10 protein-coding genes and 3 pseudogenes are annotated in these 13,933 nt (G+C 47.6%); 12 read left to right on the top strand and 1 reads right to left on the bottom strand.

All coding sequences use genetic code 11. The features are described from left to right. Positions 1-170: 170 nt before the first annotated feature. The 3 genes and pseudogenes from DW830_RS14100 to DW830_RS14090 form a co-directional block, all read left to right on the top strand. Positions 171-620 carry a cupin domain-containing protein gene (locus tag DW830_RS14100; protein ID WP_119250329.1) on the top strand — a complete coding sequence of 150 codons (450 nt, stop codon included), beginning with the start codon at positions 171-173 and terminating at the stop codon, positions 618-620. Positions 621-901: 281 nt separating this feature from the next. Beyond that, the gene (locus DW830_RS14095; protein ID WP_119250328.1) at positions 902-1,678 is read left to right on the top strand and encodes an MBL fold metallo-hydrolase; all 777 of its coding nucleotides are present in this window, start codon (positions 902-904) and stop codon (positions 1,676-1,678) included. 197 nt (positions 1,679-1,875) lie between these two features. After that, positions 1,876-1,980 (top strand): annotated as a pseudogene (locus DW830_RS14090) (cupin domain-containing protein); the annotation flags it as partial. 3 nt (positions 1,981-1,983) lie between these two features. Here DW830_RS14090 and DW830_RS14085 read toward each other — a convergent pair. Further along, a complete protein-coding gene (locus DW830_RS14085) occupies positions 1,984-2,352 on the bottom strand; it encodes an MmcQ/YjbR family DNA-binding protein (protein WP_119250333.1) in 369 nt (122 codons plus the stop codon). Positions 2,353-2,593: 241 nt separating this feature from the next. On the opposite strand from DW830_RS14085, the pseudogene DW830_RS14080 reads away from it, so the two are divergent. The 9 genes and pseudogenes from DW830_RS14080 to DW830_RS17170 form a co-directional block, all read left to right on the top strand. Then, positions 2,594-4,842, top strand: a pseudogene (locus DW830_RS14080) (outer membrane beta-barrel family protein). Between the two features lie 134 nt (positions 4,843-4,976). Next, complete coding sequence (locus tag DW830_RS14070; protein ID WP_119250325.1) at positions 4,977-5,996, top strand: helix-turn-helix domain-containing protein; 1,020 nt, start codon at positions 4,977-4,979, stop codon at positions 5,994-5,996. 703 nt (positions 5,997-6,699) lie between these two features. Next, entirely contained in the window at positions 6,700-6,912 is a 213-nt protein-coding gene (locus DW830_RS14060) for a DUF4492 domain-containing protein (RefSeq protein WP_119250332.1), read from the top strand. 95 nt (positions 6,913-7,007) lie between these two features. Beyond that, on the top strand, positions 7,008-8,543 hold the full coding sequence (locus DW830_RS14055) for a cytochrome ubiquinol oxidase subunit I (protein WP_119250331.1): 1,536 nt from the start codon (positions 7,008-7,010) through the stop codon (positions 8,541-8,543). Between the two features lie 86 nt (positions 8,544-8,629). Continuing rightward, entirely contained in the window at positions 8,630-9,766 is a 1,137-nt protein-coding gene (gene cydB / locus DW830_RS14050) for a cytochrome d ubiquinol oxidase subunit II (RefSeq protein WP_119250324.1), read from the top strand. Positions 9,767-9,981: 215 nt separating this feature from the next. Beyond that, on the top strand, positions 9,982-11,247 hold the full coding sequence (locus DW830_RS14045) for a hypothetical protein (protein ID WP_119250323.1): 1,266 nt from the start codon (positions 9,982-9,984) through the stop codon (positions 11,245-11,247). A 67-nt stretch (positions 11,248-11,314) separates the two neighbouring features. Further along, a complete protein-coding gene (metE, locus tag DW830_RS14040; protein ID WP_317125430.1) occupies positions 11,315-12,349 on the top strand; it encodes a 5-methyltetrahydropteroyltriglutamate--homocysteine S-methyltransferase in 1,035 nt (344 codons plus the stop codon). Positions 12,350-12,522: 173 nt separating this feature from the next. Then, positions 12,523-13,695, top strand: coding sequence for an aminodeoxychorismate synthase component I (locus DW830_RS14035; protein WP_233544555.1), 1,173 nt, complete (start codon positions 12,523-12,525; stop codon positions 13,693-13,695). 142 nt (positions 13,696-13,837) lie between these two features. Further along, positions 13,838-13,933 (top strand): annotated as a pseudogene (locus DW830_RS17170) (IS982 family transposase); the annotation flags it as partial.

The following is a 13,933-nucleotide window of genomic DNA, read 5'->3' as shown; positions in this document are numbered from 1 at the left end:
AACTTTATAATTGGACACTACAAAGTTACTTAAAATCAACGAGATGCACAACTTTTTCTCCATAAAAATATACTAATTTTCAGGCGGTTTTTTAATTCCGCCAACAGGTAACATAAAGTGAAATAAAGAAAGAAAAAGAGAAACATAAACATTTAAAAACAACAGACAAGATGAAAGAAACAAAGATTATTGCAAAGGCTGAAAACTTCACAGCCACAGATTTTGGTAAGATGAGTGAAATCAAGGATTACACCTTAGAGATGGGTCCTGAGATTAAGATTCCCGGAAAGGTATTCGGAGGTCAGAGCGTAAACGCAACTGGCAGCGAATTCTCATTCCAGAACTTTGCTCCTGGCACAGAGTCTGTTTTCCTCCACACCCACAAGAACCACGAGGAACTGTATTTCTTCCTCAGCGGCAAGGGCGAGTTCCAGGTGGATGGCAAGGTATTCCCAGTTCAGGAGGGAAGCGTGGTGAGAGTAGCACCAGACGGCAAGCGCTCTGTTCGCAACAACGGTACCGAACCACTCGTGATGCTCTGCGTGCAATATAAGGTCGAAACCTTTACAGCCGAAGATGCAACCGACGGCGTGATTCTGAATGATAAGGTGGAGTGGTAGGAACTACTCCACCCAAGATGCGCTTGGATGAACATACGCCGTCTTTTCTGGTTTGACTGCCAATTAAGTCTCCAAATTGCAAAATAAGTAGTTCAAAGAGCAAATAGCCCCATTTTGAGGCATTTTTAAGGCTGTAGTTTCGTGCTAAAGTTGTTTGACCAACTAACGAACACTAACTATTCGCCAGAGTTAGTTAACGCCAAGGGCAGAATATAACTGCCCAAGGCTATTGTTTAATTTAAATAGAATCCACTTTTTCAAGTGGACTCATACAACAAATTATGAAGAAAAAAGTTACAATTCGACTGATCCGCAATGCAACATTGCGAATCCATTATGCTGGAAAAGAGATACTTGTTGACCCCATGCTTGCCGAAAAAGGCACTTTGCAGTCGGCCCTCGGTGTATATAAGACCCCAAGAGTACACCTTACGATGCCGATGAATGAAATTACGAACGGTCTGGATATGGTATTGCTGACACACAACCATATTGACCATTACGACCCGACAGTGAAACTGCATTTAGCGACGAACATCCTGTTCCTGACACAACCGCAGGATAAAGAGGAGATTATGCAGGATGGTTTTACCAATGTAGAAAGCATTGAAAAAGACAAAACCATTGGAGATTTAACCATTCATCGCATCCAAGGGCACCATGGCTTCGGACAGATTGGAGAAATGATGGGGCCGGTATCCGGCTATGTGCTTACCGCGTCTGGTTTCCCTACCGTTTATATCATGAGTGACTGCAAGTGGGAGGAGAGTATCCATCAGGCCATAGAACAATTTTCTCCCGATTACATCATAGTGAACAGTGGAGGTGCAATATTCCCTGAATTTTCTCGAACAGAAGGTTCCATTATTCCCGACGAACAGGAAGTTATGACCATGCTTGATGAACTTCCTGCTCACATCAAACTAATAGCAGTCCACATGGAAGCTACTGATCATGGGCAGACTACACGCGCAATTCTGCGTAACGAGGCCATGCATCACGAAATAGAAATGAGTCGCCTGATTATTCCTGAAGATGGAGAAACAATAATATTATGAGCGACTTCTCTGATTGGGAAATAGCCTGAAAAGAAGAAATAATTGAACGTATAGCTATGAATCCACAATATGCGTATATTTTTCTGACAAAGCGTCCAGAACGAGTTGACTTTCAAACTGACGATGAAAATGTATGGATGAACATTATCATGCTACTTTTGAACCTCTCTCATACATTATCACAACTTTTGGATAATGATACAGAACCACTCGTGATGCTCTGCGTGCAGTATAAGGGCGAAACCTTTACAGCCGAAGATGCAACCGACGGCGTGATTCTGAATGATAAGGTGGAGTGGTAGAAACTACTCCACCACCTCCATGATTTCAGGATGCTCAAGCTTTTCCTGTTTCTTGAGCTTCTTCACCACTTCGGAATAGCTGTGGCGAATCAGGGACTGGACGAAATCATCTTCCAGCGTGCCATAAAGGTTTACCTGATTCCAGTATTTCTTATTCCAATGCCATGCGCCTTCTATTTCGGGATGCACTTCCCGAAGTTCGAGGGCATAATCGGCATTACATTTCATCGTAACCCATTCCGGGCGCTCCAGGTCGAGACAGGCGAAAATCTTTCCCATAATCCGAAACGCCAAAGTGGTTTCATCAAAAGGAAAATCCTCAGTAACGAGGGGGAGTGAGAGGCAATACTCTCTAACTGATTCTATGTTCATCATATCTTCTGATTATTTCTGATTAAAATGATTCTATGTTTTAGGGGACAAAGATAACGAATTCTGATGAAACGGCAAAACTTATCTCATAAAAAAACAAATCTTATCCGAAAAAATTCCGTTATATTAAAATCCTTCTCTTTCCTTATCCGTAATTTTGCAACATCATCCGCAAGATTCCTGCACAGTAACATTCGCAAGAACTTTGCAGCATATTTACTTTAAAATAAGAAAGAAGATTATGAAACATGAATTGATCATGAGCGGCTTGCTCATCCTGGGAAATCCGATGTTGACGCACGCTCAGCAAACAAAGACCACTACAGCAGGAAGCATTTCTACTGAGAGCATTATAGCCAAGAAGGAAGAACTTCATCAGGATAGCATCCTGGCGATGAAGGAGAAATTGCGCCAGGACAGCATCCAATGGGAGAAACAGCTCGCAGCCGTAACCATTAAAGGAACCCGCTCACAATTCCGCCAGAAGAACGGAGGAATCGTGGTTCGCATCTCGGGAACTTCTCTCGAGAAGGAGCCAACAACTACGGAAGTACTTGCCAAACTTCCCGGAATGTTCAAGGATAAGGATGGCAAACCGCAGGCATTCATCGGCGGCGCACCCGAAATCTACATCAACGACAGAAAGGTGCAGGATTACAGCGTGGTAGAAAACCTGCCCGTTACTCAGATAAAAGAGGTGAAAGTGATTCATCATCCCGGAGCCGAATACGGCAACAACGTGGGCTGCGTGCTGCTCATTACCACCAAGAAGAACCTGCAAGGACTCGCCATCGTGGAGAACTCCGTCTTCCTCTTCGACTCCTACGTGAGCAACAACCACGATCTCGACCTTACCTACACCCGCGGTAAGATAACGTACTATGCCAAACTTGGTTACGCCAACTGGCAGGGGAAATGGAAAGAACAGGACATCACCACGAATTACGTAAGCGGCAGTAATACTGGCAGTAATACAGGCAGTAATACTGGCGATAACGCCACCACCTACATCGCCTCCTCCACCCTCGACTGCAAGCATAACTACAACGACCACTTCTACTGGAGTGCCGGAGCCGACCTCGCCCTGACGGAAAAGCAAACCATCGGAGTGAAATACAATGGCTACAACATCCATCAGCCGATGCCATTCAAGATGACGAGCTATGCGATGACCAACGATCACGTAGATGACAACGTAACGGGCAACAACAAGTTTTTCTATTACGACTGGCAGCACCACGTGAACGCCTTCTACCAGGGTAATTACGGAGAAAAATGGAAGCTGAACTTCTTCGGCGACTTCGTGAAGCTACACACAGAGCAGGGCCAATTCGTGGATGAGATTTCGGAGCAGGAAGCTAGAAACAAGTTCACCCTCCTGCCACAAAGCGATGGAACCATCTGGGGAGCAAAGGCCCGCGCCAACTACACCATCAACGACAAGCAAACCTGGATGATGGGCGCCGAGTACAACTACGTGAAGAGCGAATCGCGCACCGATTACACCCCTGCCGATAAGGGAACCTCCACCCACAGCATCACCAAGGAAAATCATGCTGCCGTCTTCGCCGAGTATTCACTCGACTTCAAGCCCTTCTCCCTAAGAGTAGGATTGAGATACGAGCACGTGGATAGCCGCCTGGATTCCCACGCCCCACTCCATCGCAAATACGACAACCTCTACCCATCCCTCCTGCTCTCTCATCAGGCAGGCAGATTCTCCCAGTCGCTGAGCTACCGCTCTTCCGAAACCCGCCCATCCTTCCAGGAGCTGAACACGGGCACGGTTTACGCAAACCGCTACTTGAGACAGATAGGAAACAGCCAGCTGGAGCCTTCCAAGCGTCACGAGTTCCAATATCAGGCAAGCTATGGTGACCTCTTCCTCCAGGCAAGCTACACCTACGTGAAGGATTACATCACCAGCATCATCGAACCCTATTCAGATGACCCGCAAACAGGCTACATCACCTGGACCAACATCGACCATTGCTGGAACTGGGGCAGCTTCCTCGGCTACCGCCACCGCTGGGGCTTCTACGAGCCACAGGTGCAGGCAGGCATCCAGCAGGGCTTCATCAAGGCCATCAGCATGGGCAAGGAGAAAAGCTTCCACGACCCCTACTACATCTTCAGCCTCTACAACGGCTTCCATCTGCCCAAGGCTGGTACCTGAACCTCTCGTTCTCCTACCGAAGCAGCGGCACCTACGAGTACCTCACCATCAACAGCGTGCACAACTTCGACTTCCAGCTCTACAAGAGATTCCTGAAAGACCGCCTCTCGCTAAGCCTGAACGTGAGTGACATCTTCAACACCATAAGCCGAAAGACCGATGGCACCTACGGCAACGTGCGATTCCAGCAGCAGAAGTGGGAAGACACCCGAAGCGTGCAGCTCCGCCTCACCTATCGCTTCAACCAGGCCAAGAAGCAATACCGTGGCGAGAACTCCGCCCAAGAAGCCGTGGGACGAATGGGGGGAAAATAGAGCAGAGACTTTTTTCGAAAAAGGTTATATTTTTGTAGATATACTTGCATATTTACTTAGAAAATCGTACATTTGCGACAAAATTCTTGCTTAATTGCAATTTCACAGCATAAAAACAAATTAAAATAAAGCTAATGGTTGACTGTCAGATAATAAAAGATGGAAAGGTAGAAGGGGAAGTAAGGCAAAACGGCCTTACCTTCATCGACAACCATGGGATGGAACGGAGCAACCACATCGAATCGGATGCATTGGAAGTTTCGCTCAAGGAGTGGCATTACCAGAAGTTTGGCATTATGAACCAACATTATCTTGGCAAGGCGAACAACGCCAAGTTTATCGCACAGCACGAGGTCAGACCAGCCCTGCTCTTTTCCATGCCAACCCTTGGCGGCAGCATGAAAGAAGTGTACGGCAATCGTGGTGCGAAAAAGGAAATGATGTGGAAAACAGGCGAGGCAAGCCTCTGTTTTCTAAGCGGCGAAGGTGGTGCCAACACTCACCTGAACCAGGGCACCCAATTCGAAATCTTCAACGTGGTCATCCCGCAGCAATTCATTGAAGAGCTTATCGAGCGCGACCCAGAGGTTTTTGAGCAACTCTCCCCTCTAACCAATCCTACCTTCGACACCCAGACCATCATCAAGTACAACCAGCCCGCCATAGCAGCAGTCATCAAGGCGGCACGAGACATCCAGCGTTCCCGCCTGTTAGGCAACCAAGCCTCCAAATACCTGGAATCGAAGATTATCGACTGCCTCTCGGGATTTCTTCTGCCCGCCAGTCTCTTGCCAAGCGCCCAAACCCTCAGTATCAGCATCCGTGACAAGATACACGATGCCCAAAGCATCATCCTCACCCACTATCAGGAAATGCCATCGCTCCACGAGTTGGCGGCAATGGTGGGCACCAACGAATGCACCCTGAAGAAAGCCTTCAAGCAGGAGTTTGGAACCACCGTCTTCCAATATCTTTTTGATTATCGCATGGAATTGGCAGTTCATTACCTCCTCGACACAAGTCTTCCGATAGCTGACATCGGAATCATGCTGGGCTACGATTACCAGAGTCATTTCTGCACGGCATTCAAGAGAAAACACGGGGTAAGCCCGATGGAATTCAGATTAAGACGTGGAGTTATTGCAAGAACCTGACGATGTGTCTTGGTCAGGGTTACCATCGGCATCGGCGACGACATCCATAATTCGAATGCCGCCGCCCTGGAAGTTTCTCTAGGATTTATCTCTTTCTTCATAACATTCTTTTTCTTCAGGATTTAAATATTTGATAGGCAGCAAGACTAACCAGCATCGCTACCTTGATAATTACTACTCCTATTATCATACGCATTTCCTCCAATATAAAAAATCAAACTTTTCTTCCTAACTCAAGTTTCGCATGTAAGCTCCACACGCCCTGAAAGGGCAGAAGCTCCTAGCAGGGCATCGCCCTGGGCTAGGAGCTTTTGGGCCTTCAGCCCGTTCTTGAACCACATGCGAAAGTTAAGTATTTTATAATTTCAATTCTTTATTGCATCTCATTTCATATAATGGGATTGCAAAGATAGGTTATTTTTCTCATGGAGATTTTAACATAAAGGAATAAAATGCAAGTTTTACCCTACAGGGCGGGCTGCTTATAAAGCTTTCAGCCCAGTCGTGAACCACAAGCTATAGTCTGTGACTTTAAAACATTTCTTTCCTTTTTTGTAACTTTTTCAAGAAAATATTTGGTAATTACATAATTTTATTGTAGATTTGCAGCAGATTTTTAAAAGAAGGAGTAATTATGAAGAAGGAAAAGAATGAAAATCTGATGAAAATGGATGGGAAGCCGATGACAACAGATGTAAAGCCGATGAAAAAAGGACTGCTATCCCAAATATTCCATCTCTATTACGATGGTTTCAGGACGATGACCCTGGGCAAGACGCTCTGGACCATCATCCTCATCAAGCTTGCCATCATCTTCCTGGTGCTCAAGCTCTTCTTCTTTCCTGATTTTATCAATACGAATGCAAAGAATGGAGACAAGGCTGGCTTCGTATCCAAGGAAATTCTCAACAGATAAAACTCTGGATTTCAATCCCATATTATCGAATATTATCGAAAGAAATAAAATACAAAAACATTATATAATAACAATTTTAAAACCATTCAACTATGATGACAAATCTATTGTTAGACATTACATCAGCCACCATCGACTGGTCGAGGGCGCAATTCGCACTCACGGCCATCTACCATTGGCTGTTCGTTCCGCTCACCCTGGGACTGGCAGTAATCATGGGCATTGCCGAAACATGTTACTACCGCACCAACAAGCCGTTCTGGAAGCACGTAACCCGTTTCTGGCAAAAACTCTTTGGCATAAACTTCGCCATGGGTGTTGCCACAGGAATCATCCTGGAGTTTGAATTCGGAACCAACTGGAGCAACTACTCCTGGTTTGTGGGCGACGTATTCGGTGCTCCCCTCGCCATCGAAGGCATCCTGGCATTCTTCATGGAGAGCACCTTCGTGGCGGTGATGTTCTTCGGCTGGGATAAGGTAAGCCGGGGCTTCCACCTTGCCTCCACCTGGCTCACGGGACTTGGAGCCACCATTTCTGCCTGGTGGATTCTCGTAGCCAACGCCTGGATGCAATATCCGGTGGGGCAGGAATTCAATCCCGACACCATGCGCTTCGAGATGACCTCCTTCCTGGATGTGGCACTCTCGCCATTCGCCATCAACAAGTTCACCCACACTGTCACCTCATCCTGGATCATCGGAGCCACCTTCGTGGTAGCCGTAAGCTGCTGGTATCTCCTGAAGAAGAGAGAAACCCAACTTGCCAAGGCGAGCATCAAGATGGGTGCCGGAGTAGGACTCATCGCCACCCTGCTGGCTGCGATGACCGGCGACAATTCCGCCTATCGGGTGGCACAGGTGCAGCCGATGAAACTGGCTGCGATGGAAGCATTATATAATGGTGGCAAGGGTGAGAGCCTTACGGCGATAGCAGCCGTTCACCCCTTCCAGCAGCCCGATTACGAAAACGAGCAGGAGCCAGCCATGCGCATCGCCATCCCTAACATGCTCTCGTTTCTAGCCACCCGCACAGCCGATGGCTACGTGCCTGGCGTAAACGATATTATCAAGGGTTACACCCACGAGGACGGCACCCGGGAACCATCCGTGCAGGAGAAGATAGCCCGGGGCAAGAAGGCGATTGTTGCCCTGAAAACCTATCGCGAAACCAAGGCCGAAGACCAGCTCCCTATCTTGAAGGAAAACATGAAATACTTCGGATATGGTTACATCAAGGACGCCAAGGAACTGGTACCGAGCATCCCAATCTGCTTCTACGCCTTCCGCCTGATGGTGGGAGTAGGATGCCTGCTCATCCTCTTCTTCGCCCTCAGCCTCTTCTTTGTTTATAAGAAGGAAATCGCCCATTACCGCTGGTTCCTCATTTCCGCCATCATCATGATTCCGCTGGCTTACATCGCCTCAGAATCGGGCTGGATAGTAGCAGAAATCGGTCGCCAGCCTTGGACCATCCAAGACCTGCTGCCAGTAAGCGCCGCCATCTCCGACATCGAGGCAGGCAGCGTGGCCACCACCTTCTTCATCTTCCTGGCACTCTTCACCACCATGCTCGCCGTGGAAATCAGCATCCAGGTAAAGCAGATCAAGAAAGGACCGGAATATGAATAATCTCTCTGATAATCAATGTTTTTCAGAAAGATTTCGAAAAGAATCATAGGATAGTTTTTCAGTAAATAACAAAACCCGAAAGTATTATGACATACGAATTTTTGCAATCATACTGGTGGTTCCTCGTATCATTATTAGGAGCCCTGCTGGTGTTTCTCATGTTTGTACAGGGAGCCAACACCTTGATATTCTGTTTGGGAAAAACGGAAGAAGAGCGTCGCCTCATCATCAACTCCACGGGCAGAAAGTGGGAGTTCACCTTCACCACGCTCGTCACCTTCGGCGGAGCCTTCTTCGCCTCATTCCCGCTGTTCTACAGCACCAGTTTCGGCGGAGCCTACTGGCTGTGGATGATCATCCTGTTCTCGTTTGTGATTCAGGCGGTGAGCTATGAATTCCAGAACAAGATAGGTAATTTTCTTGGACCAAAGACCTTTCAAATCTGCCTCATCATCAACGGCATCGTAGGCCCTCTGCTTCTTGGCGGGGCCGTAGCCACCTTCTTCAACGGCAGCAATTTCCTGATAGACAAAGGGAATATTACCAACAGTCTGCAACCCGTTATCAGCCGATGGGCAAACGCCAGTCATGGTCTTGATGCCCTGCTCGACCCATGGAACGTGGTACTGGGACTTGCCGTACTGATGCTAGCCCGCATCCTGGGCATGCTCTACATCAAGAACAACATCGAGCACCAGCAGATTCAGGAGCGCTGCACCCGCCAGTTGCCATGGAATGCCCTGCTCTTCCTATTGTTCTTCCTGCCGTTCCTCATCAGATTGATGATAAAGGACGGATTCAGCACTTCTTCTTCCAGCATTACGATAGAGAGCATGAAGTATCTTCACAATCTCCTGGAGATGCCAATCCTGCTTGTAATATTATTAATAGGTGTAGTACTCGTTCTCTTCGGCATTTTCAAGTCATCGAGAAGCGTGCAGTATAGAAAGGGAATCTGGTTTACGGGCATCGGAACCGTACTCACCGTGCTGGTTCTTCTGCTGATAGCCGGCTGGAACCACACCGCCTACTATCCGTCAAACATCGACCTTCAGAGTTCTCTCACCCTCGCCAACAGTTGCAGCAGCGAGTTCACGCTCCGCACCATGGCGATAGTTTCCCTCCTCATCCCGTTCGTCCTCGCCTACATCGTCTTCGCCTGGCGCGCCATCGACCGCAAGCGCATCACGCAGGAAGAGATAGAGCAGGGAGAAGCGTATTAACTGAAGTTTCGAGAGTTAGCCCCCCCGGAAGCCCAGTACCATTGACTACTCTTCTTTTCGGAACTTTCTGTTTTTACAGAATATTATTCTGCCGCAGTCATCGTTTTCCGCATATTTCAGAATGTTTTCCTAAAAACAAAAGAATATTTGGCGGATGAGATTCTTCTTCTTACCTTTGCAGCCGAAAACGAATAACAACATAAAAAACAAGAGATATGAGTAGTATCAAAAACATCAAGACAAATGTGCTGGGCTATCCTCGCATTGGTAAGAAGCGTGAACTCAAGAAGGCTTGCGAAGCCTATTGGGCTGGTAAGATCAACCGTAACGAACTGGAGAATACCGCCAGAAATCTCCGCAGAGAAAACTGGAACTTGCTGCAGAAGGTAGGCATCGACCTCATCCCTTCCAACGATTTCTCCTACTACGACACAACCCTCGACCTCACCCTCACTCTCGGAGCCATCCCTTCGCGCTACAATAGTCTGAAGGAAGATAAGCTCCGCCTCTATTTCGCCATGGCCCACGGCGAGCAGAACGAGCAGGAAGATGTGATTGCGATGGAGATGACCAAATGGTTTGATACGAATTATCATTACATCGTTCCGGAATTTGTGAAGGATCAGGAATTTTCTCTCTTCGATACGAAAGTGGTGGATGAATTCTGCGAAGCCCTGGAATTGGGCATCAAGACCAAGCCCGTGATTCTGAGTCCGGTATCGTTCCTTCTTTTAGGAAAGGAGAAGGAGGATATCACGGGAATGCAGGATGGTTTCCATCGCCTTGATCTGCTCGATAAGGTTCTCCCGGTTTACGTCGAACTTCTCAAAGCCCTGGAAGAGAAGGGAGCAGAATGGATTCAGATAGACGAGCCTTATCTCTCGCTCGACCTGGACGATGAGCAGCGCAACGCCATCCAGAAGGCGTTCGGTTACATCAGAGAGAACACCCGCCTCAAGATTATCGTAGCCACCTATTTCGATGGCTTGAAAGATAACGCAGATTTGGCGGTAAACCTGCCTGTGGAAGCCCTCCACATCGACCTGGCAAGATGCCCGGAGCAGTTGGATTCCATCCTCAACATCCTGCCTGCAGACAAGATTCTCTCGCTCGGCGTAGTGGACGGCCGCAACATCTGGAAGAACGATTTGGAGAAGTCGACCGAGCTAGTAAACAAGGCGATAGGCAAGCTCGGAGCCGATAGAGTCTTCGTGGCAGGTTCCTGCTCGTTCCTCCACGTGCCATACGATCTGGCGCTCGAAACCAAGGAGCAGAATCTCCCTGCCGGCATCAAGCGATGGATGGCATTTGCGGCACAGAAGATAGAGGAACTGGCTGCCATCAAGCGCTTGCCGGGGGTGAGACTAAAGAGGGATTCTCTCATCAGGAAAAGACTGCAGAACAAGACTACGCAGCAGGCATCCAGGCTTACTTCGCTGAAAATCAGAAGGATATTGCCGACCGAAAGGTTTCTTTCCTGATTCACAACCCAGAGGTGAAAGCCCGGGTTGCCGCCTTAACCGATAAGGATTCGCAGCGCCATTCAGCATTCGAGGTGCGCCAGAGATTCAGTATTCAGAGCTCCATCTTCCGCTCTATCCTACCACCACCATCGGCTCGTTTCCTCAGACCAAAGAGGTGCGCTCATGGCGTTCCAAGTTCAAGAAGGGCGAAATTTCGGCTGCCGAATACAATCAACTGCTGAAGGAAGAAACCCGAAAATGCATAGAATGGCAGGAGGAGATTGGACTGGATGTGCTGGTGCACGGCGAGTTTGAGCGCAACGACATGGTGGAGTATTTCGGCGAGCAGTTGGCAGGCTTTGCCTTCACCCAGAACGGATGGGTTCAGAGCTACGGTTCCCGCTGCGTGAAACCACCAGTAATCTATGGCGACGTGGAGCGCAAGCAGGCGATGACCGTGGATTGGAGCACCTTCGCACAGTCGTGCACCCAGTTGCCGATGAAGGGAATGCTCACCGGTCCGGTAACCATTCTCGAATGGTCGTTTGTAAGAAATGACCAGCCCCGTTCTCTCACCTGCAAGCAGATAGCCCTCGCCATCCGTGATGAGGTTTGCGACCTGGAGCGCCACAACATCAGGATTATCCAGATAGACGAGCCAGCCATCCGCGAAGGTTTACCTTTGCGAAAGTCAGGATGGGATGAGTATCTGAAATGGGCGGTAGAAAGCTTCCGGATTTCAGCCAGCGGCGTGGAAGACAAGACTCAGATTCACACCCACATGTGCTATTCTGAGTTTAATGATATTATCGAACATATTGCAGCGATGGATGCTGACGTGATCACCATCGAGTGTTCCCGTTCGCAGATGGAATTGCTGAATGTCTTTGCCGATTTCCACTATCCTAACGAGATTGGTCCGGGCGTCTACGACATCCATTCAGCCCGAGTACCAGAGACTCAGGAGATGGTAGATTTGCTGAAAAAAGCGGAAAGATTCATCGACAAGAGCAAGCTCTGGGTGAATCCGGATTGCGGTTTGAAGACCCGTGGCTGGGCAGAAACCAAGGCCTCGCTCATTAGAATGGTAGAGGCTGCTAAGGAATTGAGAAACGAATAACAAAGTTTGCAAAAGTATTGAGAATACGAATAACAATTTGCATAGTTTTATCAACGGAATCCCGGGGCATTTCTCTATGTCTCGGGATTTTTTGTGTTCCAGCAACTCAAAGCCTTGAAATATTTTATCACCAATCTTTTGCCCATCCAAAGAAAAGCAGTATCTTTGCAGACATGAAACAGGAAATCATAGATAAAATCAACCGATTGGCAAGCCAGGACGAGCCTTTTCTCTTTGTCATCAACCATCAGGGCGACAAGGCGTTCATCCGCCAGCTATCAGATATAAATCCCGAAGAATGCCTCTTCGATTTCGAAGGAAGAGGGAATTCTTCTGATGAGATGAAAAATAATTCGGAAAAGATTGCGGAGATTTCTTGGCAGATAGCCCCACCCCTTTATGAGGATTACAAGCGAAGTTTCGACATCGTGAAGAACAACATCATGGCGGGCAACAGCTATCTCACGAATCTCACCTGCAAGGTTCCCGTAAGCTGCAATCTCTCTTTAGAGGATATTTTCAACCAGGCAAAAGGAAAGTATAAACTGCTGCTCAGAAGAAAGAGAAATCAAGCAGAAGATAAAGCTCAGCAGAAAGAAGAAGAATCGCAGAATAAAGCTGATAAGATTGAAGAAGAATTTCAGAACAAAACTTATCCGAAAGAAGAGAACATCGAAGAGATTTCAAATCCTTTCGTCTGCTTTTCGCCCGAAACCTTCGTCAGAATCAAGAATGGAAGAATCTACTCCTATCCCATGAAGGGAACACTGGATGCATCACTCCCCGATGCCGAAAAGCAGCTGATGGAAGACCAGAAGGAGGCGGCAGAACACGCCACCATCGTAGACCTGATAAGAAACGACCTGAGCAAGGTGGCAGAGAATGTAAGGGTAGACAAATATCGTTACATCGACGTGTTGCACACCAACAAGGGCGACATCCTGCAAACCAGTTCAGAAATCAGCGGTCGCCTGCCCGAAGATTACCGGCAGCATCTGGGCGAAATCCTCGATGCCCAGCTCCCGGCCGGTTCCATCACGGGTGCCCCGAAGGATAAAACCATGCAGATCATCCACGAGGCAGAAGGCTACGACCGCGGCTTCTACACAGGCATCATGGGAATCTACAACCAGGGCGAACTCAATTCCGCCGTCATGATTCGATTCGTCGAAGAAGAAGCTTCGCCTTCCAAGACAGAAAAAGGAAAGAATTCTGAAGTAAGCCGAGAATTGTGTTTCAAGGCAGGCGGCGGCATCACATCAAAGAGCGATTGCCGGAAAGAATACGAAGAAGTGATTCAGAAAATCTATCTTCCGATTCAAGAAAATCCATCTTCCGAATATTAGGAAATCGATTACACAAAAAATTATGAGAATTATACCTCAGTTCGGGATAAGAAATAGTGCCTAAAAAAGTTGGTAATCTCCGATATTTTTTGTATCTTTGTAGGTGAAATCCAATTAGTTACAAACATAAAAAGATATCATTATGGAGATTACCAAGGACAAAGTTACAGAATTATTTTGTATTATTGATGAATTTTACAAAGTTTTTGATGCTGAAAATGCAGGAAAATTGCTTTTG

The sequence above is a fragment of the Prevotella sp. AM34-19LB genome (genome assembly GCF_003468525.1).
GTDB lineage: Bacteria > Bacteroidota > Bacteroidia > Bacteroidales > Bacteroidaceae > Prevotella.
Note: the sequence above shows the minus strand (reverse complement) of the source record. Positions and strands in the feature narration are given on the sequence as shown.

Excerpts from the sequence above, each read along its gene's own strand:
- DW830_RS14100 (WP_119250329.1), top strand. The coding sequence starts at position 171 with ATGAAAGAAACAAAGATTATTGCAAAGGCTGAAAACTTCACAGCCACA.
- DW830_RS14095 (WP_119250328.1), top strand. The coding sequence starts at position 902 with ATGAAGAAAAAAGTTACAATTCGACTGATCCGCAATGCAACATTGCGA.
- DW830_RS14085 (WP_119250333.1), bottom strand. The coding sequence starts at position 2,352 with ATGAACATAGAATCAGTTAGAGAGTATTGCCTCTCACTCCCCCTCGTT.
- DW830_RS14070 (WP_119250325.1), top strand. The coding sequence starts at position 4,977 with ATGGTTGACTGTCAGATAATAAAAGATGGAAAGGTAGAAGGGGAAGTA.
- DW830_RS14060 (WP_119250332.1), top strand. The coding sequence starts at position 6,700 with ATGAAAAAAGGACTGCTATCCCAAATATTCCATCTCTATTACGATGGT.
- DW830_RS14055 (WP_119250331.1), top strand. The coding sequence starts at position 7,008 with ATGACAAATCTATTGTTAGACATTACATCAGCCACCATCGACTGGTCG.
- cydB (WP_119250324.1), top strand. The coding sequence starts at position 8,630 with ATGACATACGAATTTTTGCAATCATACTGGTGGTTCCTCGTATCATTA.
- DW830_RS14045 (WP_119250323.1), top strand. The coding sequence starts at position 9,982 with ATGAGTAGTATCAAAAACATCAAGACAAATGTGCTGGGCTATCCTCGC.
- DW830_RS14035 (WP_233544555.1), top strand. The coding sequence starts at position 12,523 with ATGAAACAGGAAATCATAGATAAAATCAACCGATTGGCAAGCCAGGAC.